Annotated in this window: 19 protein-coding genes; 9 read left to right on the forward strand and 10 right to left on the reverse strand. The window is 60.3% G+C overall.

Going from position 1 to position 19,663, the window contains the following annotated elements; translation table 11 throughout:
* Positions 1-70 precede the first annotated feature (70 nt).
* The 5 genes from QM647_RS04240 to QM647_RS04260 all read right to left on the reverse strand — a co-directional run bounded on the left by QM647_RS04240 (position 71) and on the right by QM647_RS04260 (position 5,106).
* On the reverse strand, positions 71-691 hold the full coding sequence (locus QM647_RS04240) for a class I SAM-dependent methyltransferase (protein ID WP_414994226.1): 621 nt from the start codon (positions 689-691) through the stop codon (positions 71-73).
* A 173-nt stretch (positions 692-864) separates the two neighbouring features.
* On the reverse strand, positions 865-2,049 hold the full coding sequence (dnaJ, locus tag QM647_RS04245) for a molecular chaperone DnaJ (protein ID WP_414994227.1): 1,185 nt from the start codon (positions 2,047-2,049) through the stop codon (positions 865-867).
* Positions 2,050-2,251: 202 nt separating this feature from the next.
* The gene (gene dnaK / locus QM647_RS04250) at positions 2,252-4,156 is read right to left on the reverse strand and encodes a molecular chaperone DnaK (protein WP_414994228.1); all 1,905 of its coding nucleotides are present in this window, start codon (positions 4,154-4,156) and stop codon (positions 2,252-2,254) included.
* Between the two features lie 322 nt (positions 4,157-4,478).
* Entirely contained in the window at positions 4,479-4,688 is a 210-nt protein-coding gene (locus QM647_RS04255) for a hypothetical protein (RefSeq protein ID WP_414994229.1), read from the reverse strand.
* A gap of 79 nt (positions 4,689-4,767) precedes the next feature.
* Positions 4,768-5,106: a DUF2147 domain-containing protein gene (locus tag QM647_RS04260; RefSeq protein ID WP_414994230.1), complete on the reverse strand. Its 339-nt coding sequence runs from the start codon at positions 5,104-5,106 to the stop codon at positions 4,768-4,770.
* A 281-nt stretch (positions 5,107-5,387) separates the two neighbouring features.
* Between QM647_RS04260 and QM647_RS04265 the strand changes: the two genes are divergently transcribed.
* The gene (locus QM647_RS04265) at positions 5,388-6,692 is read left to right on the forward strand and encodes an OmpP1/FadL family transporter (RefSeq protein ID WP_414994231.1); all 1,305 of its coding nucleotides are present in this window, start codon (positions 5,388-5,390) and stop codon (positions 6,690-6,692) included.
* 55 nt (positions 6,693-6,747) lie between these two features.
* Here QM647_RS04265 and QM647_RS04270 read toward each other — a convergent pair whose 3' ends face one another.
* The 4 genes from QM647_RS04270 to hrcA form a co-directional block, all read right to left on the reverse strand.
* Entirely contained in the window at positions 6,748-7,083 is a 336-nt protein-coding gene (locus QM647_RS04270) for a hypothetical protein (RefSeq protein WP_414994232.1), read from the reverse strand.
* A 72-nt stretch (positions 7,084-7,155) separates the two neighbouring features.
* The gene (locus QM647_RS04275) at positions 7,156-8,547 is read right to left on the reverse strand and encodes a M28 family metallopeptidase (protein ID WP_414994233.1); all 1,392 of its coding nucleotides are present in this window, start codon (positions 8,545-8,547) and stop codon (positions 7,156-7,158) included.
* Between the two features lie 259 nt (positions 8,548-8,806).
* On the reverse strand, positions 8,807-9,430 hold the full coding sequence (gene grpE, locus QM647_RS04280; RefSeq protein WP_414994234.1) for a nucleotide exchange factor GrpE: 624 nt from the start codon (positions 9,428-9,430) through the stop codon (positions 8,807-8,809).
* Between the two features lie 51 nt (positions 9,431-9,481).
* The gene (gene hrcA / locus QM647_RS04285; RefSeq protein ID WP_414994564.1) at positions 9,482-10,555 is read right to left on the reverse strand and encodes a heat-inducible transcriptional repressor HrcA; all 1,074 of its coding nucleotides are present in this window, start codon (positions 10,553-10,555) and stop codon (positions 9,482-9,484) included.
* A gap of 125 nt (positions 10,556-10,680) precedes the next feature.
* Between hrcA and QM647_RS04290 the strand changes: the two genes are divergently transcribed.
* Both QM647_RS04290 and rph read left to right on the forward strand, forming a co-directional pair.
* Positions 10,681-11,043: a hypothetical protein gene (locus QM647_RS04290; protein WP_414994235.1), complete on the forward strand. Its 363-nt coding sequence runs from the start codon at positions 10,681-10,683 to the stop codon at positions 11,041-11,043.
* Positions 11,044-11,139: 96 nt separating this feature from the next.
* Entirely contained in the window at positions 11,140-11,856 is a 717-nt protein-coding gene (gene rph / locus QM647_RS04295; protein WP_414994565.1) for a ribonuclease PH, read from the forward strand.
* Here the strand turns inward: rph and QM647_RS04300 are convergent.
* Positions 11,853-12,065 carry a DUF1674 domain-containing protein gene (locus QM647_RS04300; protein WP_414994566.1) on the reverse strand — a complete coding sequence of 71 codons (213 nt, stop codon included), beginning with the start codon at positions 12,063-12,065 and terminating at the stop codon, positions 11,853-11,855. The two genes, rph and QM647_RS04300, sit on opposite strands and share 4 nt — an antisense overlap.
* Positions 12,066-12,146: 81 nt before the next feature.
* Here QM647_RS04300 and htpX point away from each other — a divergent pair, with 81 nt between their 5' ends.
* The 6 genes from htpX to QM647_RS04330 all read left to right on the forward strand — a co-directional run bounded on the left by htpX (position 12,147) and on the right by QM647_RS04330 (position 19,640).
* Positions 12,147-13,058 carry a zinc metalloprotease HtpX gene (gene htpX, locus QM647_RS04305; RefSeq protein ID WP_414994236.1) on the forward strand — a complete coding sequence of 304 codons (912 nt, stop codon included), beginning with the start codon at positions 12,147-12,149 and terminating at the stop codon, positions 13,056-13,058.
* Positions 13,059-13,202: 144 nt separating this feature from the next.
* Positions 13,203-14,642 carry an MFS transporter gene (locus QM647_RS04310; RefSeq protein ID WP_414994237.1) on the forward strand — a complete coding sequence of 480 codons (1,440 nt, stop codon included), beginning with the start codon at positions 13,203-13,205 and terminating at the stop codon, positions 14,640-14,642.
* Between the two features lie 77 nt (positions 14,643-14,719).
* Positions 14,720-15,676 (forward strand): endonuclease domain-containing protein, encoded by a 957-nt coding sequence (locus QM647_RS04315; RefSeq protein ID WP_414994238.1) that lies wholly within the window; start codon positions 14,720-14,722, stop codon positions 15,674-15,676.
* A gap of 79 nt (positions 15,677-15,755) precedes the next feature.
* On the forward strand, positions 15,756-17,189 hold the full coding sequence (locus tag QM647_RS04320) for an RsmB/NOP family class I SAM-dependent RNA methyltransferase (RefSeq protein ID WP_414994239.1): 1,434 nt from the start codon (positions 15,756-15,758) through the stop codon (positions 17,187-17,189).
* A gap of 54 nt (positions 17,190-17,243) precedes the next feature.
* On the forward strand, positions 17,244-17,903 hold the full coding sequence (gene rpe, locus QM647_RS04325; RefSeq protein ID WP_414994240.1) for a ribulose-phosphate 3-epimerase: 660 nt from the start codon (positions 17,244-17,246) through the stop codon (positions 17,901-17,903).
* A gap of 6 nt (positions 17,904-17,909) precedes the next feature.
* Positions 17,910-19,640: a heparinase II/III family protein gene (locus tag QM647_RS04330; protein ID WP_414994241.1), complete on the forward strand. Its 1,731-nt coding sequence runs from the start codon at positions 17,910-17,912 to the stop codon at positions 19,638-19,640.
* Positions 19,641-19,663: the final 23 nt, after the last annotated feature.

A 19,663-nucleotide genomic window follows, 5' to 3' on the forward strand; every position in this document is an offset into this window, starting at 1 on the left:
CGCTTAAGCCGAATATGCAGAAGGTCATGTCAGGTCCAGCGAAATATGCGCTCCATGCATAATTACGGGGTCAAGGGGTCTGTGACCCCTTGAACTTAAAGACCCTCGCCTCCAGCAGCTGCGCCTGCCCAAAATCCGGCACTTCATACGCCGCCACCGGCTCCAGCCGCTCAATCGGCAGGGACTTGCGGCCCATATCGCCGACCAGAACCTCGATGCCTTTTGCGACACAGGCCGTGAAAAGTGCCGACATCTTTTCTGCCAATACCGCGTCATAAAAGACGTCGCCGCCTAGGATCAGGTCTGCATCGGGCGGTGCGGTGAGTTCACCCTGCACGGTGGTAAGGGTTACGCCATTGGCTTCCGCATTGAGACGCGCAGCCATCACCGCATTCGGATCGATATCAATGGCCGTCACTGATCTTGCGCCGGCTTTCATGGCGGCAATCCCGACCACACCTGAACCGGCGCCCAGATCGATCACCCCTTTACCACAAACGCTTTCGGGATGATCGAGAATATAACGCGCCAGGACCGTCCCGCCGGCCCAGTGATAAGCCCAGTAAGGCGGGGTATCGCCCAGACGAGACAGTCGACTGCCGGCATGGGCGCGATAGAGGTTGATTTCCGGCAGGCCCGGCGCCGGTTCGAGGCGGAGATTTTGCAGGATAAATTCGCGGGCGTCGGGCATGGGGATTTTGTGACCGACGCGCAGACAGAAAGCAAGAACCCCCACCACCCCGCCCTACGGCGCGGTCCCCCTCCCCAACAAGTTGGGGAGGTATAAAAAAGAAATCTCGCCGGAGACATTCCAGCGAGATTTCCGAACTCTAAAAACTTACGGGTTAAGGGTGCTTCGCACCCTTATTGGGCAGCAGCGCCGGTGATATCGTCCCAGAAACGGCGGGCCTTGTGCATGAAGCCCTGGCTTTGCGCATAGGTCTGTTCTTCGGAAATCTGGGCGAATTCCTTCATCAGTTCCTTCTGGCGGGCGGTCAGGTGCTTCGGCGTCTCGATGAAAAGTTCGACGATCAGATCGCCCTTCTTCTTCGAATTGAGCACCGGCATACCGCGCTCCTTGAGCTTGACCTTATGGCCGGTCTGCGCGCCTTCCGGGATATCGATCTGCAACTTGCACTGACCATCGCAGCCTTCGCCGCCCATCAGGCACGGCACATCGAGTTCACCACCGAGAATGGCCGTGGTCATCGGCACGGGGATCGAGCAGTGCAGGTCGGCGCCATCGCGCTCGAAGATATCGTGCTCGGCCACAGTCAGGAAGATATAGAGGTCGCCCTTCGGTCCGCCCTTGGCGCCCGCCTGGCCCTCGCCCTTCAGCAGGATGCGCGCGCCATCATCGACGCCGGCCGGGATGCGGACCTTGAGGTCCTTGTTCTGACGCACCTGGCCATGGCCACGGCATTCCGTGCAGGGGTCCTTGATAGTCTGGCCCTGGCCGTTACAGGTCGGGCAGGTGCGCTCGACCGCAAAGAAGCCGTTGGAGGCCCGCACGCGGCCATGGCCGCCGCAGGTCTGGCAGGTTACCGGCTTGGTGCCGGCCTTGGCGCCGGAGCCATGACAGACCTCGCAGGTCATGGTCGTCGGGATGGTCAGTTCGACCTCCGCACCCTTATAGGCCTGCTCCAGGGTGATTTCATAATCGGCACGGACATCCGGGCCACGCTGGGCGCCCTGAGGCCCGCGGCGCTGTTGCTGGCCGAAGATATCGCCAAACATTTCCGAGAAGATGTCCTCGACGTTCGAGAAGCCCTGGGCGCCACCGGCAAAACCGTTGAAACCGCCACCAAAGCCGCCTTGCTGGCCGTTTACGCCGTCATGACCATAGCGATCATAGGCGGCGCGCTTTTGGCCATCCGACAGGACGCTGTAGGCTTCGTTGACTTCCTTGAAGCGTGCTTCAGCCCCGGCATCGCCCTGATTGCGATCCGGATGGTGCTCCATGGCCTTTTTGCGGAAAGCCGACTTGAGGACCACCTCATCGACCGTGCGCTCGACGCCCAGCACTTCGTAATAACAACGCTTGCTCATACTCATCGCCCCGATTTCAGCCAAGCCGCCAGCGCATCGCGCAGGCAAGAGGCCTCATCTGTCCATTTTGTTTGGGAAAGGTGCCATCCTGATCGGAAAGCTTGAAGGAAAGGCGGCAAGGAGTCAAACCTCGCCGCCTCATCCGTGCGGGATGCGGCCGGGATACCCGTAAAAAGGTCAGCCGTCGCATCCATATGAGGTCTTAGCCTCGCTTTTGATCGTCGCCGTCGACTTCCTCGAAGTCGGCATCGACCACGCCATCGTCTTCTGCCGGGCCAGCGCCGGCATCGCCTTCGCCGCCCTGTTGCGCGGCGTACATGGCTTCACCGAGCTTCATCGAAGCGGTCATCAGGGCCTGATGCTTGGCCTTGATATCATCGACGTCTTCACCTTCCAGAGCCGTCTTGAGGTCGGCAATAGCGGTTTCGACAGCCGTCTTGTCCTCGGCGGAGACCTTATCGCCAAAGTCCTTTACCGCCTTTTCGGTCGAGTGGATCAGGGCATCGGCCTGGTTACGGGCTTCGATCAGCGCCTTGCGCTTTTCATCCTCGGCCTTGTTGGCTTCGGCGTTCTTGATCATTTCCTCGATATCGGCATCCGACAGACCGCCATTGGCCTGAATGCGGATCGAGTGCTCCTTGTTGGTCGCCTTGTCCTTGGCGTGGACATTGACGATACCGTTAGCATCGATATCGAAGGTGACCTCGATCTGCGGCACGCCACGCGGCGCCGGCGGAATGCCGACCAGGTCGAACTGACCCAGCAGCTTGTTGTCCGAAGCCATCGGGCGTTCGCCCTGGAAGCAGCGGATCGTCACGGCCGACTGATTGTCATCGGCGGTCGAGAAGGTCTGCGACTTCTTGGTCGGGATCGTGGTGTTGCGTTCGATCAGCGGGGTGAACACGCCACCCAGGGTTTCGATGCCCAGGGTCAGCGGGGTCACGTCCAGCAGCAGCACGTCCTTGACGTCGCCTTGCAGAACGCCGGCCTGGATGGCAGCGCCGAGCGCCACGACTTCATCCGGGTTGACGCCCTTGTGCGGTTCGCGGCCGAAGATGTTCTTCACGGCTTCGACGACCTTCGGCATGCGGGTCATGCCGCCGACGAGGACGACTTCATCGATATCCGAAGCCTTCAGGCCGGCATCCTTCAGCGCCTGCTGGCAGGGGCCAACGGTCTTCTGGATCAGGTCTTCAACCAGGCTTTCCAGCTTGGCGCGGGTCAGCTTGAGATTCAGGTGCAACGGGCCAGACGCGTTCATCGAGATGAACGGCAGGTTCAGATCGTATTGCGCGACGGTCGACAGTTCCTTCTTGGCTTTTTCCGCTTCTTCCTTGAGGCGTTGCAGGGCCAGCTTGTCGGAACGCAGGTCGACGCCGTTTTCCTTCTTGAACTCGTCGGCCAGGTAATCGACGACGCGCATATCGAAGTCTTCACCGCCGAGGAAGGTGTCGCCGTTGGTCGACTTCACTTCGAAGACGCCGTCACCGATTTCGAGGACCGAGACGTCGAACGTACCACCGCCGAGGTCGTACACGGCGATCTTCTTGCCGTCGTTCTTGTCGAGGCCGTAGGCGAGAGCGGCCGCGGTCGGCTCGTTGATGATGCGCAGCACTTCCAGACCGGCGATCTTGCCGGCGTCCTTGGTGGCCTGACGCTGGGCGTCGTTGAAGTAGGCCGGGACCGTGATGACGGCCTGGGTGACGGTTTCGCCCAGATAGGCTTCGGCGTCTTCCTTCATCTTCATCAGGATAAAGGCCGAGATCTGCTGCGGCGAATAATCCTTGCCGTGGGCCTTGACCCAGGCGTCGCCCGTCGGGCCCTTGGAGATTTCGTAAGGGACCATGCCCTTGTCCTTCTGGACCATCGGGTCGGAATAGTTGCGGCCGATCAGGCGCTTGATGGCGAAGAAGGTGTTGGACGGGTTGGTGACGGCCTGACGCTTGGCGGGCTGGCCGATCAGGCGCTCGCTGTCGTCAACAATGGCGACGACGGACGGCGTGGTGCGCACGCCTTCGGCGTTTTCGATCACCTTGGGGGTCTTGCCGTCCATGACGGCGACGCAGGAATTGGTCGTGCCGAGGTCGATACCGATAATTTTAGCCATGGATTTCAATCTGCTCCGTTGAGGCGAATGGGTTTTGGCGGCCTTATGGAAGGGAAGCACCGCACATGTCCATCCCCGTTAAGATGAATTAAGGGAATTTTTCAAGCCCCCAACTCAGTCAGAGGCCCGAAAGCTGTAGCCGATATGGGAGATTGAAACGCCCCTGCAAGGGTATGGGCCGGAATAGCCCTAAAATTTTTGCAGGATCGCAGACCCTGCGCCCGGATATGGGACAGCGCAGGCTAAAATGCGCTTGCGGTTTGAGGAAGGGACCGCTTTAAAGCTTCCCGCCTTAAAAAGATTATAGGCTTTTCCGATAAAATTACCGCTCTTTTGAGCGCACGGTCAAATGATCGACACTGAGCGTCCCCACGGACAGCTTTTCAACACGCGCTTCCAGAATACGTAAACGCCCAATCGCCAGCGCCCCTATGGCAATGGCGCCTATGGCCGTCACCCCAAGCGCCACCGCACTCACCGCCATTGCACCGACGGCACTCTTGGTATGGAATGCGCCGGTGCCTGTTTTCACATGTGTCATCCTGTCAGCCTTCCATGTTCAAACCTTGCCGGCTTATAGCATGAAAAGGACTGTGCCTGCGGATGCGTTCCTACAGGCGTGTCCAGACCTGCGACTTACAGAAGACCTTGAGCACACAACCCTGCAGCTTCAGATTGTTGCCGGTTACGGCCGCAGACCCCTCATAGGTCTTGTCGTCCTTGGGGTCGGTGATCTGGCCGTTATAGAGCCCGCCATTGCCCTTCATGTGGCCAATCATCTTGCCGGTATACTTGCCATTGATCAGGGTGATGCAGAAGCCTTCCGGGCATGGCGCGATACGCGCCGTATCTCCCGCCATCGTCTTCCAGTCGCCCTCGATCGGCTCTGCGGCGATCGCCGAACCCGCGCATAACACGAGCGCCCCCACCAGTACAATTTTACGAAACATGGCCGTCCTCCACTTTGTTTCCTGTTATCTCTTTACGCTAAGGCAAGTTTGGCAAGGGTTTTATCCCGCCGCTTAACGTTAGCGTAACCCCGCTCTGACAAGAATGTCAAATTTACTACACGCACGAAAAAGTTGACACAGGCGTCAACAATTCGCTTGACGTGAACGTAAGCGTAATGTGTAGCTTGTGGTAACAGCGTCTGAGAAACGCCGGACAGGCCCCGAACAAAGCTTTTGCGGTCTGCCACCGACAAAGTATGGATTTACAGGAGAAACGCATCATGACGACTTTCCCGATCAAGGCCCTTATCGCCGCTTCCAGCCTCGCCCTGATGGCGGGCATGACCACAGGCGCCCACGCCGCAGGTTTCTACCTGCAGGAGCAGTCCGCCAAGCAGGCCGGTAATGCCTATTCCGGCGCCGTAACCGCCAAGGGCGCCGACGCCCTGTGGTGGAACCCGGCTGCCATCGCCGGCACCACCACCAAGGACCTGACCTTCGGTCTGTCCTATATCGACCCCAAGGGCGATGTCGATGACACCGGATCGGTCATCGTCCGCCCCGGCCAGTCGGCCGCGTCGGTCGGCGGCAATGCTTCCGCCAAGGACCCGATCTCAAGCGGCACCCTGCCGAACGGCTCTTTCTCGATGCCGCTCAATGATCGCGTCGCCATCGGCGTCACCGTCACTTCGCCCTTCTCGTTCGAGACCAACTACGACTCGAACGACTGGGCGCGTTACGACGCCGACAAGACCCGCCTGACTACGGTCGATATCCAGCCGGTCGTCGCTTTCAAGATCAATGAGTGGCTCGATCTCGGCGTCGGCCTCAATGCCGAATACACCAAGGCCACGCTCAACAACGCCCTGCCGAACTATTCCGCCCTGCAGGCTGACGGTGCGCAGACCCTGGAAGGCGATGGCTGGAACTACGGTTATACCGTCGGCGCCCAGGCGCACCTGAAGAAGGTCACCCTCGGCCTGAGCTACAAGTCGGCCATCAAGCACGAACTGTCCGGCAGCCTGACCATGGAAGGCCTGCAGACCCCCTATACCGCCTATAACGGCACTACGGACGGCCTGAAGGCCGATTTCAGCACGCCGTCGCAACTCATGCTGGGCGTGACCATCCAGGCCACCGACAAGCTGGCCCTGCATGCCCAGGCCATCAATTTCGGCTGGAGCGAATTCGACTACATCACCATCAGCGGTTCGGTGAACCAGGCCATTCCGGAAGATTACCGCGACACGACGAGCGTGGCGATCGGCGGCGACTATGTCATCAATCCGAAATGGACCGTGCGCGCCGGTATCCAGTCGGACCCGACCCCGACGCGTGACGGCCACCGCGATGCCCGCGTACCTGATGCCGACCGCATCGATTACGCGCTTGGCACCAGCTACCAAGTGACGCCGCGCTTCGCCATCGACGCCGCCTTCACCTATGTCGATTTCAAGGACAGCGAGCTGAGTACCACCACCGCGGCCTTCGCTGGCACCGCCGCCCAGACCCCGATCGTTATTTCGGGTGAACTGCGCGACGCCAGCGCCACCGTATTCTCGGTTGGCGGCCATTTCACCTTCTAATCAGCCGCAAGCTGGACGGATGTTTAAAGGGAGTGCCGAAAGGCGCTCCCTTTTTTCAGCCCTTTATCCGGCCCCAGGCTTCATCGTAATCGGCCTTTTCGCCGATATCCTCGGCTTTGGCGTTGATCAGACGGGCGGTTTTACGGAAATCTGCTTCGGCTTCCTTGCGCAGGCCGGCCGCCTTGTCGCCGAAACGCTTTTCCCAGGCCGGCGAATAGGTCAGGGTAATCAGGTAGCCGGCCCGACGGTAAAGCTCGGTCAGCCGCTCCCGGTCATGGGCATGCCTGATATCGTCGCGGATTTCGCCGAATAGGCGGTCGATATCGGCCTTGTTTTCCACATGGCCGTATTTGACGTCATTATCTTTCGGTTTTTCAGCAGTCTTGACCATGGTCTGGCCTCCTGATCGTCTCCCCTCCCGGCGCAGTCTCACCATTGGGAGGTAAGAAAACAATCGGAAACCTTACTTCGCTTCTGGCTTCCCGCCCGGCTTCCATTCCGGCTTGAAGTCGCTGTTGACCAGATACTCTACCGGCACGATCAGCGACTGGATGGCCTGGGTCATGAAGGGCAGGTCGAGATGGGCGATATCGTCGGTCTTGTCATGATAGGTCGGAGTCACCGCCCAACCGGAAATCGTGTGCGCGACAATGCCTTTCAGGGCCAGCGAGTAGTTGTCCGAACGCTCAAAGAAATGCTGGTCCGGATAGGGATCGGAAGTCACCTTGGCGCCCTTGGCTTTCAGGGTTTCACCGAGATTGGAGCGCTCGAAGCCGGTCATCATCAGTTCGCCCTTGGCCATTTTCGGGTCCTGGGCCCCGATCATCTCGAATTCGAGATTGGCGACGATGCGGTCGAGCGGCACGGGCGGATGTTCACCAAAATAGGTAGACCCCAGCCCGCCGATTTCTTCCGAACCGTAAGCGACAAACAGGAGGCTGCGCTTCGGCTGTTTGCCGGCGGCCAGCGCATGGGCGACTTCCAGCACCGCTACGGTGCCAGAGGCATCGTCATTGGCCCCGTGCATGATCGTCCCGTCAGGCTGGACACCCAGATGATCGAGATGCGCCGTCACCAGGATCACGCCCGCCGAGGGATCGCTGCCTTGCAGATAACCGATGGCGTTTGTGGTGACGCTGCGCTCCAGGGTGGCGTCGCCGAGGTCAAGTGAAGCCGGCAGGGTTCCGAGCACGCCAAAACCGGCGATGACATCATTAAATGCCTTGTCCGACAGACTGGCGAGATCCGGACGCGCCCCACCCATGCCATTCTGGCCGCTGTCCAGTTGAGGTGCCGTGCCGGTCTGGCCGCCGAAGCGCTTCAGCAGGGCGCGGCTGTCATCGCTCTCGCGCACGACCAGCAGCTTGATGCCCTTGGCCCGCGCCGCACGCCACCAGCCGGCCAGGGGCGTCTTGCCCAAGTCACTCACCAGCACGATATCAGCGGCAGGCAATTTAGCCGGATCATCCGATACAGGAAAACCCAGAATACCCGATACCGGCTTGCCATTGGCATAAAGCAAAGTCAGGCCCTCTCCTTCTGCCACATTGAGAGTGCCAGCCTTCAGTGCGGCATGACCCGTCAGCTTCGGCGTCACCACACCGGCGGTCTGCAGATAGCCGTCCATGCCGGGCGCAGGCTTCAGACCATAGCTCTGGAACTGCGCCGCCACATAGGCCGCGGCGATGGCTTCGTCCGGTGAGGCGCTCTTGCGGCCGCGCAAGGCATCCGAGGCCAGAAAGGCCTCATGCGCCGCCACCCATTCCGGTTTCACCGTCCAGGCCTTTTCGGCCATCGCCGAGGTAGAGGCAAAAACCAGCAGGCTGGCGGCGAGAACGAGACGGTGTTTCAGCATGGAGGCCCCTTCAAATGAGGTCGCCAGTGTTAGTTACAGCCGCAAGGACCGTCAACCCGCCTATGGTTAAGCCCGAAGCGAGCTACCAGATATAGCCGTGAACAAACAGCCAACTGCGCGATGTAAGTGATTCGTCGCCGATTCGTTTCCGTGTCGTTCGTGAGTCTGGAAACACCTAGTTTACCTTTGCGAGGCGTGCACAAAAAAGCCCTCCGGACCGTCATCCGGAAGGCTTCATTGTTTGGTCTTGAATACAGCTCTATTCGGCCTGCGTATCGACCTTGTGCTCGCCTTCCGCGGAACCGCTGTCATAGCCGTTCTTTACTGGCGCATTCTTAGCAGCTTCCGCTGCCGACTTGGCGGCCACGGCCACCATGGCCGGGCGGATGACGCGGCCGAACAGCTCGTAACCGGCCTGCATCACCATGATGACGCCGCCGCCTTCGACCTCGGTCGAGGGCTGCTCCATTACCGCCTGATGCAGGTTGGGATCGAACTTCTCACCCTTCAGCGGATTGATCTTCCTGACGCCGTTCTTCTCGAAGGCACCGGCCAGTTCCTTTTCGGTCATGTCGATGCCAGCGACAAAGTTCTTGAAGGCCGGATCGGCGATATCCGCCGGCACGGAACCCAGCGCGCGTTGCAGTACGTCGGCGACGTTCAGCAGACTCTGGGCGAACTTCTGGATACCGAAGGCGCGAGCGTCATTGCCTTCACGTTCGGCGCGGCGCTTGATGTTCTCGACCTCGGCGGCGTAGCGCAGGGCCTGCTCCTTCAGGGCGGCGTTCTCGGCGGTCAGCTTTTCCAGCTCGGCATTGAGCAGCGCAGTCGCGTCCTGTTCCAGATCGGCGCCTTCGTTCTCGTTTTCGATTTCGTCACTCATATTTCAGTCCTCATAATCTCTTTTGGCCAGTCCTTACCCAAGCAAATGGCCTTACTCAAGCAGGCGGCCCAGAATCCGGGCGGTATAGTCCACAAGTGGGATGATGCGCGCATAATTCAACCGGGCGGGTCCGATCACGCCGATCGCCCCCATCACCTTCGCGGCACCCTTTTGCGGGGACACCATGTAGGGCGCTGCAATAACAGCCGAACCCGATAAAGAAAACAGTTTCGATTCCGATCCGATGAAAATTCTGACCCCTTGCGCCTCTGTCACATCATCGAGCAGGTCGATCAGCTCTTCCTTCTGCTCCAGATCCTCGAAAAGAGATCGCACGCGTTCGAGATCTTCTACGCTCTGGGTCGCTTCCAGCAGGTTGGCGCGGCCGCGCACGATCAGGGCGCGCTTTTCCTTGTCCCCGCCCGACCAGACGGCCAAACCCTCCTCGATCAGCCGGGCGGCGGCCTCGTCCAGCCTCTGGCGCTCGGCCTCCAGTTCGGCCTTCAGCTCGACCCGCGCCTCAGAAAGGGTGCGACCCTTGAGATGCGTATTGAGATAGTTGGAGGCCTCGGCCAGCACGGAAGGCGTCATGCCCGGCGCCAGCGGCATCAGGCGGTTTTCCACCCGGCCGTCATCGAAGACCAGAACCGTCAGGGCCTGCTCGGCAGACAGCGAGATGAACTCGACATGCTTCACCCCAGCCTCGAAAGACGGCGTCATCACTACGCCCGCCCCACCGGCCAGTCCGGACAACAGATTCGAGGCTTCGCGCAGGGCCTGATCGAAGGTCTGGCCACGGCCGGTCAGGCGCGCTTCGATATCGCGCCGCGCCTCCTCGCCAATATCGCCGATTTCGAGCAGGCCATCGACGAACAGGCGCAGGCCCTGATGGGTCGGCATCCGCCCGGAAGAGGTATGAGGCGCGGACAAGAGTCCCAGATGCGCCAGGTCCTGCATGGTGTTGCGGATCGAGGCCGGCGACAGATGCACACCTCCGCGCGACACAGTGCGCGATCCCACCGGCTCGCCGGTTTCCAGATAGGTCTCGACCACATGGCGGAAGATGTCGCGGGCGCGCTGGTCCATCTCGCTCAAGGAGGCGGTCGAACTCAACAGGCCGGTCATATGAGGGGAGTGCTTCATCGACGCTCAGTTTAGCAAAGCCTAAGCCACCCCGCCAAGCCCTATTAACCGCCACAATTATGCCATAAAATGAGCCAAACCTGCAAGCGGGAATGAGGGAGTCCACCATGCGTCCGGTTCAGTTTACCTGCATCATGATACTTTCCAGTCTTGCCGGTCTGGCCTTGGTCTCATCAGCCATGGCGACAGACTATAGCTATGCTCCGGCATCACCGGCGGCCACTCAAGCGCTGCAAACCCCGGCGAAAACACCCGTCGCCTATGCCGATCTCAGGAAACAGACCAATCTACAGGCCATCGATACCACGCCGGGCCTGATCCGTCCGGCCACGCGCATCGCCGAATGGACCTCATATGATGACGCGCATCGCGGCTTTGCCTGTGCCGACAAGAAGTGTAAGACCGTGACCCCGGTCTATAATACGCGCACGCCGTTGGAACAGGAACAGAACCGCTTCGGCTCTGAATAAGCGCTTTCTTTGATCTGCGTGACCTGTTAGGGCAGTCTCAGAATTTTCATGAGGCCCCGCATGTCGCACTTCGACGCCCTTTCCGCGCTCAAAACCATCCGTCCGTCCAACCGCAAGCCCGACCAGATGCGTGCCGTGACGCTGGAAACCGGCGTGACGCGCTATGCCGAGGGTTCGTGCCTGGTCACTTTCGGCCACACCAAGGTGCTGGTCACGGCCTCGCTGGAACAGGGCGTGCCGGGCTTCCTGAAGGGCAAGGGTCAGGGCTGGGTGACCGCCGAATACGGCATGCTGCCGCGCTCGACCCACACCCGTTCGCGCCGCGAAGCCGCCGCCGGCAAGCAGTCGGGCCGCACCCAGGAAATCCAGCGTCTGATCGGCCGTTCGATGCGCGCAATCATCGACCTGAAGGCGCTGGGCGAACGCCAGATCACGCTCGACTGCGACGTGCTACAGGCCGATGGCGGCACCCGCACCGCCTCGATCACCGGCGCCTGGGTGGCGCTCTCCATGGCCTGCAACAAGCTGGTGGCCGACAAGGTGCTGGAAAAGTCGCCGATCCTCGATCAGGTCGCCGCCATCTCCTGCGGTATCTTTGAAAATACCCCGGTGCTCGATCTCGATTATGATGAGGACTCAAACGCCGAAACCGACGCCAATTTCGTCATCACCGGCAATCTGGAAGCCGTCGAAATCCAGGCCACCGGCGAAAAGCGCGGCTTCTCGCGCGATGAATTCAATGTACTCTATGATCTCGGCATCAAGGGCGCGCAGGAACTGTTCGAGCTGCAAAACGCCGCTTTGAAAGGTTAAAAATCGACCGCTATGCCCTTGCGTTCCCAGTCGCCGTAGCGGGTGGGTTCGGGGCCGGTCGGTCCGCCCTCTTCTATCGCCTTGGCAATCTCGGCTTCTTCCTTTGCGCGGCGCTCGGCGGCTTCCGCCAGGGCGCGTTTGGCGGCGGGCGAGAGGATCTTGCGCACCTCAAGGGCACTGAGATCGGCGGGCTTCTCTTCAGATGACATTTTCGTAACCGTCTTGCGGGCAATGGTGCGGATTTCCATATTTAAGCTCCAAATCATTGTTTCTCAAGGAGCCTTATCCAAATGAACCCGTTAAAGACCTGGTTGCTGTTGGCTGGCCTGACCGCGCTCTTCGGCGTGATCGGTTTTGCCCTGGCGGGGCCGACGGGCATGCTGATCGCGCTTGGCCTGGCCGTGGCGATGAACGTCTTCAGTTATTATAATTCCGACAAGATGGTGCTGCGCATGTATGGCGCGCAACGTATTGACGCCAATGCACCCAATGCCCTGCTGCGCGACTACTATGCTGATATCGAGAGTTTGAGCCGCCGCGCCGGTCTGCCCATGCCGGCGGTCTATATCATGGACTCCGACCAGCCGAACGCCTTTGCCACCGGCCGCGATCCGCAACACGCCGCCGTGGCGGCCACCACAGGCCTGCTGCGTATGCTGGAGCGTGAGGAAATCCGCGGCGTGATGGCGCACGAACTGGCGCACGTCAAAAACCGCGACACCCTGACCATGACGATCACGGCCACGCTTGCCGGCGCCATTTCGTCACTGGCCAATTTCGCCATGTTCTTCGGCGGTTCGCGCGATGACGAGGACGGGCACAACAATATCGTGGTCGTGCTGCTGATGGCCGTTCTGGCGCCGATTGCTGCCATGTTGGTCCAGATGGCGATTTCGCGCACTCGTGAATATGCCGCCGACCGCCTGGGCAGTGAAATCTCCGGCGATCCGGAAAGCCTGGCGCGGGCGCTGAAAAAGATCGAGACCTATGCCAAGGATGGGGTGGTCAATCATGAGGCTGAACGCAATCCGGCCTCGGCGCACCTGTTCATCATCAACCCCTTGAGCGGGCGCGGCATGGACAATCTGTTCTCAACCCACCCGGCGACGGAAAACCGCGTAAATGCCCTGATCCAGCTTGGCATGGATATGAAGCGCCGTGGCGCATCTTACGGCCAGACCAGCGTGCCGACGGTGCAGTAAACGCATCACGCAATATGTTTTTTCCGCAATATTGCTAAAGGAAAATTGACGCAGAGGGCGGCCTTGATGGGTCGCCTTTTCTGTTTCATGGGCCTAAGACGGGCGCAGCTTAGTTTGCGTACCTAGTGAAAGCGAGGGCCGGCCATGTCGGACCAGTTTGTCCAGCCGGCGGTCGCGGCCCCGGCCTTACCCAATTTTCGCACCATCGCCCTGATCGTCGCCAGCGCCATGTTCATGGAGCAGCTCGACGCCACCGTCCTGGCCACCGCCCTGCCGACCATGGCGCGCGATTTCGGCGTCAGCCCGCCGGCCATGAGCATCGCGCTCACCTCGTACCTGCTGAGCCTGGCCATATTTATCCCCGCCAGCGGCAAGATCGCCGATCGCTTCGGTTCGCGCACTGTCTTCCGCACCGCCATTGCCATCTTCGTCATGGGCTCCATCCTCTGCGCGCTGGCGCCCAGCCTGACCCTGCTGGTGGTCGCGCGCCTGATCCAGGGACTGGGCGGGGCGATGATGCTGCCGGTCGGGCGGCTGGTGCTGATGCGCAGTGTCGAGCGCAAAGATCTGGTCTCGGCCATGTCGTGGCTGCTTGTGCCGGCGCTGGTGGGGCCTATTCTGGGCCCGCCGATTGGCGGCATGTTCGTTACCTATCTCGACTGGCGCTGGATCTTCTATATCAATGTACCCATCGGCGTGGCCGGGTTCGTGCTGGTCTCCCTGTTTATCAAGGAGGTCAAGGGACCGACCCGCAGCCCGTTTGATGTGATCGGCTTTGTCCTTTCGGGTATTTCGCTGGGCTCGCTGCTGTTCGGTTTCGAGATGACCAGCCGCACCGGCGAGGCGTGGCTGGCGGCCGTGCTGATCGTTACCGGCGTCGTCTTCGGCATCGCCTATCTGCGCTATGCCCGCACGCGCACGGCGCCGATCATGGATTTCTCGCTGATGCGCGTCCGCACCTTCCGGACGTCTGTGATCGCCGGGTCGCTGACGCGGATCACGCAGGGGGCGCAGCCCTTCCTGATCCCGCTGATGCTCCAGCTCGGCTTTGGCTATTCGGCCGCCGCGGCAGGGCGCATATCGATCGCCACGGCGCTGGGTTCGCTGACCATGAAGGCCTTCCAGGGACCGATCCTGCGCCGCGTCGGTTTCCGCACCGGCCTGATCGCCTTTGGCCTGATCGGCACGCTGGGCTATGGCAGTTGCGCCCTGTTGCGGCCGGACTGGCCTGTGCCGGTGATCTTCGGGATCATGTATTTGAGCGGTTTCTTCATGTCGTTCCAGTTCACCAGCTACAACACCATCGCCTATGATGAGATCCCGGCCGACCGCATGAGCGCGGCCACCAGCTTCTACACCACCTTCCAGCAACTGATGCTGTCACTGGGCATCTGTGTCGGGGCGCTGGCCCTGCATGCCTCGATCCATCTCAGTGGCCGCCTGCACGCGCAATTGAGTGACTTTTCAGTCGCCTTTGTGGTCGTGGCGCTGATTTCACTGACCGCCACCTGGTGGAATATGTCGTTTTCCCGCACCGCCGGCGCGGAGATCAGCGGTCATCGGCAGGCGCGGGCTGCGGAGTGATATGCTCCGTTAGATGTGGCGGATAAGCTGAGGCATGTTAATGTCTTTGGAAAGGCCATTAAGTCTTCGGAGCGAGCGTGACCCCTGACCACTATGTTGTCATACACACGCAGAATGATAGGCGCATTTTCGTCATCATTTCTGAGTGCTTTGGTGACTTTGTGCTTACGAAAACTTGCAAACCAGAGGGGTGCATTTGTGTAGGTTGCGCGCTTTTCACAGCCGTAGTTGATATCGAGGGCGAGGAATTTCCTATCCTAGATCTCGATCGATGCGAAATGGTAGGAGACAATCTTGTTGCTTATGCCTTCACTGAGGAAGGTGAGTTATATCTTCATGGGCTCAAACATAAGTACAAGGGATACAGAGGCACGATAAACAAAGAGAAGTTAGATAAGATTTTTCGCATTCCAAATGCCATGCTATTTGTACGTGAGGAGAAAGACGAAACTTTTACAATCTCTTACTGGTCTACAACAGTAGATAGACGGGTCATTTCAAAAGGGTGCAAGCCTCCAAATTGTAGGTGCTTGGGATGTCATATTGGAAATTTAGGATATACGCCTGCTCCGGGTCAGATAATTCCAGTCGTCGATTTCTCAGATGTTCGAAAAACGCCCGATGGAGAACTAATTTTACCAATTTTCGTTGATGATGAGATCATTTCTAAAATGATCATTCGAGACCCTGATATTAGACACGATTTTAGCGACGGAATTTTTGATTCGCCGCTTGAGAAGATGTTCTACGAATTGGCATTTCTTGACTTACATCTACAGCCTCAATACCCCGTTGGAAAATACAAGCTTGATTTTGCTATTCCAGATAAGCGCATTGCTATTGAACTTGATGGTCATGAATTTCACAAAACAAAAGAGCAACGAACTCATGATGCTAAGCGTGATCGTTGGCTCTTTGGCCAAGGATGGCACGTGTTACGATTTACCGGTAGCGAACTTCATCAGAATCTTAATGCATGCATAGATGAGATTTGCGAACTGGCTGGTGTTGAACGATTAAGCTCACTAGATTAAACCCTCCCAAACTTGACCCGTCCGTCAGCGGGGCCTATAGACGCGCCGTCTTCAAAGCATCTTAAAGAAAGCGCCCCTTATGGCCCCGAATAAGCCACCGGCTGGTAAGCCCTCATTTCAGCGCAAGCTCGTCAAGCGTCCACCGTCAAAAGGCATGGCCGCCAAGATCGCTGCCAAGCAGGCCCCGATCAAGCATCCGGAACCAACCATCAATACTGCCGATGATGGCGATATCGGCATGAATGCGCGCATCGCCGCCATGGGGCTGATCGATGCCGCTCTGACCAAGCGTTCCGGCTTCGATGAGGCCGTCACCCGCAGCGAATTTCTGGCCCTCAGCGAAGGCGAACGCGCCTTTGCCCGCGCCATGGCCCTGCTGGTGCTGCGCCGTCTGGGCCAGCTCGATCACATCATCGAAAAGCGCACCCAGAAGACGCCTTCGGCTGCCGTCTGCGATCTGCTGCGTATCGGCCTGGTGCAGATCGGCTTCATGAATGTCCCCGATTTCGCCGCCGTTTCCACCACCGTCAAACTGGCCGAGCGCGCCTCCAATACCCGTCCGTTCAAGGGCTTGATCAACGCCATCCTGCGCGGCGTGATCCGCGAAGGCGGCCTGCCGGCGCCGATCGCTTCGCGTCTCGCCCCTGATTGGCTCTATGCCCGCTGGAAGGGCGCCTATGGCGAGGATAACGCCAATGGCACCGCCTATATGCTGACCGAGGAACCGGCGACCGATCTTACTTTCCGTTCACAGGCCGATCTCGACGCACACAAAGAGGCGCTGGAAGGCACCGATCTCGGCGGCCTGACCCTGCGCTCCGCCCTGCGTGGCGACGTGCGTGAATGGTCGGGCTACACTGATGGCGTCTGGTGGGTGCAGGATGCCGCCGCCGCCGCCGTGGTCAATGTGCTGGGCGATATCAAGGATAAGACGGCCATCGATCTCTGCGCCGCGCCGGGTGGCAAGACCATGCAGCTGGCCGCCAAGGGCGCTGTCGTCACCGCGCTCGACCGCTCGAAGAACCGCCTCAAGCGTGTCGAGGAAAATCTCGAACGCACGAAGCTTGCCGCCGATATCCAGATGGCCGATGCCGAAAGCTATGAAGACGACCGCGAATTCGATGTCGTCCTGCTCGATGCGCCCTGTTCGGCCACTGGCACCTTCCGCCGCCAGCCCGATGTGCTGTGGGCCACGCGCCCGGCCGATATCGCCAAGCTGGCCGATGTTCAGCACCGCCTGCTCGATTCCGCGGCGAAGCGGGTCAAGGCCGGCGGCGATCTCGTCTATTCGACCTGCTCACTTGAACGTGAAGAGGGCGAAACCCAGGTGCTGGCCTTCCTGCGCCGCCATAAGGATTTCAGCCTGGTCAAGCTTTCGCCTGAAAGCGCTGCTGATATGGGCATACCGGCCGAATCGATCCGCACCGAAGGCTGGGCGCGCCTGCTGCCGCATCAGCGCCCCGGCGGTCAGGACGGCTTTTTCATCGCACGGTTAACCCGTCAAGGCAGTTGACCTGCTATAGGCAATCCCCTTAAGCAAAACGATCAAATCCGCGAGTACCCGATCATGACGACCCCGCTCATTTGCCCCTCCATCCTGGCCTCCGACTTCTCCAAGCTGGGCGAGGAAGTCCGCGCCATCACCGAGGCGGGCGCCGACTGGGTGCATATCGATGTCATGGACGGCCATTTCGTGCCGAACATCACCATCGGGCCAGACGTGGTGAAGGCCTTGCGCCCGCATTCGAACCTGCCGTTCGATTGCCACCTGATGATCTCGCCGGTGGATTCCTATCTCGAAGCCTTCCGCAATGCCGGGGCCGACTATATCAGCCTGCACCCGGAAGCCGGTCCGCACCTGCACCGCTCGCTGAAATATATCCGTCAGCTCGGCGCCAAGGCGGGCGTGGTGCTCAATCCGGCCACGCCGGTCGAGATCCTCGACTGGGTGATGGACGATATCGATCTCGTGCTGGTGATGAGCGTCAATCCGGGCTTCGGCGGCCAGAGCTTTATCGACAGCCAGCTTCGCAAGATCGAAGTCATCCGTAAGAAGCTGGATGCCGTCGGCCACCACGCCATCCTGCAGGTCGATGGCGGCGTCAACGCCCAGAACGCGCACAAGTGCGTGGAAGCGGGCGCCACGGCCATGGTCGCCGGCACCGCCGTCTTCAAGGGCGGGCCTTCCGCCTACGCCGCCAATATCAAGCAACTCAAGGGCCTCTGATCCCCGATGCTGGCCTATGAGTCGACGCCCCTGGCCGAAGCCGTCACCGCCACCCCGCCGTGGCAGAAGGTGATTGGCGCCTGGCTGCGCAAGCAGGGCGGCGCCGAACTCTTCGGCATGCCGGGCTATCGCCTGACCCTGAAGGGCCGCATCCCCGAAGGGTTCGTGGCGGCGCCGCATGATGCCCGTCCGGCCAATGCCCTGCTCGGCAAGGCGATCCTCTCCGGCCGCTATACGCTGGCCAATGCGCGCATGAGTGTGCAGGGGTCCGGCGATCCGTGGAACCGCGCCTCGCCGACCCGTGCTTTCGCGCTGGAACTGCATCGTTTTTCCTGGCTGCCGCATCTGATGACTCAGGGCGACGAGGGCGCCAAGGAGGCCGTGCGGCTGTTCCTGCTGTGGCAGAAGACCTTCCGCAGCTGGACGCCCTTCACCTGGGGCGAGGCCGTGCTGGCGCGCCGCCTGATCAACCTGTCGATCTTCGCCCGCCGCCTCGCCGCCGTGGCCCAGCCGTGGGAAGCGCACGCCTTGGCGCAATCTTTGGCCGAGCAAGGCCGACATCTGCTGCGTCTGCATAATAATGCGGCTTATCAGGCCAGCCGCGCCGTGGCCCTGGTGGCTATCGGCTGCGTGCTTTCGGGCAGCGTGGGGGATAGCTTCCGCCGCAAGGGTCTGAAGCGCCTGCCGAAAGCCTTGCGCCGCTGTACACTCAGCGATGGCTCGCACATCTCACGCAGTCCGGAGCAGGGTCTGGAACTGCTGTATGACCTGCTGTTGCTGATCGACGGCCTCAGCCAGCGCAGCCAGGTTGTGCCCGACTTTATCGAAGAACATATCGAGCGCCTGTCGCGTTTTGTGCGAACCCTCAGCCATCCCGATGGCAGCCTGGTCGCCTTCCAGGGGGCGGAATCGCTTCTGGAAGACCAGATTCTGCCGGCCCTGCTGCATACGGATGCCAAGGCGGGCAATACGCCGGCGGTGCTGGAGCAAGGCCGCTATCACCAGATGCTCGGCCGTAGCTTAAGCGTCTTTGTCGATGCCGGCGAGGCGCGTGGGGGTGATTTCGGTGCGGCGGCCTGCGATTATCCGATGACCTTCGAGGTTTCCGGCGGGCGTGACAAGCTGATCGTTTCGCCTGGCTGGTCGCCGGCGCAATCCGACCGGCAGGCCTTCCGCGTGGTCGGGGCGGCCAATACCCTGACCCTGGGCGATGAACTGATCCTCAAGCCGACCGCGGGCGCGGTGGGTGAGCTGCTGAACTTCTCGCTGGAAGGCGCGCGTTACAAGGTGCGCAGCCGCCGGGTCGAGGCTGAGGACTCCGGCACCCTGCTCGAACTGGAGCACGAAGGCTGGCGGCCGCGCCTTGGCCTGAAGCATGAACGCCGGCTGTATGTCGATGCCCAGCGCGACGAGCTGCGCGGCGAAGAACGCCTGACGCCGATGACCACCGGCAAGAAGATGCAGAACATGCCGGTCCAGACGCCCTATGCCGTGCGCTTCTTGCTGCATCCGGAAGTACAGGCCTCGCTGGCGCGCGACAAGAAAAGCATTCTGCTACGTGGGCCCGGCGGCCGGGGCTGGTGGCTGCGCCACGATGCGCCGGAAGTGAGTTTGAGCGAGGGCGTGGTGTTCGAGAAAGGCATGGCGCGTAAGACGACTCTTGTCGTACTTCAGGGCACCGCACGGCTCGATACGCCGACCCGCCTGCGCTGGAAGCTTTCGCCAGCGGAAGCCTAAGAAACCGGGTCTTTATCTCATAC

Origin of the sequence: Asticcacaulis sp. (genome assembly GCF_047605585.1) — a bacterium.
Lineage (GTDB): Bacteria > Pseudomonadota > Alphaproteobacteria > Caulobacterales > Caulobacteraceae > Asticcacaulis.